Here is a 1,131-nt window from a genome sequence, read left to right as displayed (position 1 = left end):
GAATCTACATTATTAATCTCATCATTATATCCTCGGAGGAAGTGAAGAATTTGGCGAACTTATTATTGGTCAAGGAGGAAACTTCCCATTACCCCCAACAGAAGTTTAGAAAGGTGGAAAGTCCCCATGATAAGCTTTTTAAAGAAACATTTAGTCATCTTATAGTGACGAGAAGTTTCTTACACCATTATTTACCACCTGGCGTTATGAAGTTTCTTAATACGGACACATTGAAACTTGAGAAGGACAGCTTCATCAGTAAAGACCTAGAAGAAAGTTACTCTGATTTACTTTTCAGCACAGATATTGACGGGAAAGAAGGTTATGTATATTTCCTTTTCGAACACAAAAGTTATGCTGACAGAACCGTTACCTTTCAAATATTGAAGTACATGGCGGAATTTTGGGACGCAAAGATGAGGAAAGAGAATTTAAAAACTGTGCCACCCGTTATTCCTTTAGTTATGTATCACGGAAACACAAGTTGGAATACTTCCGATATGCTTCGTAAGGCAATTGCAAATTATGATGACTTGCCAAGGGAAATACGTCAATTTATTCCCAACTACAAATTTTTGCTTTTTGATTTCACTAATTTTCCAGATGAAGAAATCAAGGGTGAAGCTCGTATCCGGATTTTAATTACGATGTTCCGCGATATTCGTAAGGCGGAATCGGTTCAAGAATTGCTTAGGATCCTTGAAAGAAGTATTTCTTATTTGCAGGAGTTGGATGATAAACAGACGGGTATGGAATACTTTGAGACGATGCTGTACTATATTTTCAGCGCGGCGACGAATGTCACACGAGGAAATACGGATGAAATTACGGAAAAAATTAAGAACAGTTATCCAGAAGGGAGCAAAATTATTATGAGCCTGGCTGATATGTTTCGTGAGGAAGGTAAAGAACTAGGTAAAGAGGAAGGTAAAAAACAAGGTAAAAAGGAAATGGAAGAAATACTGGTTAAAAACTCGATAAAAAAAGGCTTAGATCCTCATATCATCGAAGAAATAACTGGTCTATCACAAGAAGAAATCCAAAAAATCGCCAGCAATGTTAAAGAATAATTTTACTGCGTACCAAATGGTATGAAGCCGACCTGATCAAGCGTAACCAAGCGTTCCATAC

The 1,131-nt window shown here is 37.1% G+C and carries 1 protein-coding gene; it reads left to right on the top strand.

Annotated elements, in window-relative coordinates:
- A partial coding sequence (locus SPD53_RS19775; RefSeq protein WP_336253581.1) for an Rpn family recombination-promoting nuclease/putative transposase occupies positions 1-1,070 on the top strand: 1,070 nt, incomplete at its 5' end.
- Positions 1,071-1,131 lie beyond the last annotated feature (61 nt).

The sequence above is a fragment of the Oceanobacillus sp. MO10714A genome, from assembly GCF_037072045.1.
In the GTDB taxonomy this organism is placed as follows: domain Bacteria; phylum Bacillota; class Bacilli; order Bacillales; family Amphibacillaceae; genus Oceanobacillus; species Oceanobacillus indicireducens.
Note: the sequence above shows the minus strand (reverse complement) of the source record. Positions and strands in the feature narration are given on the sequence as shown.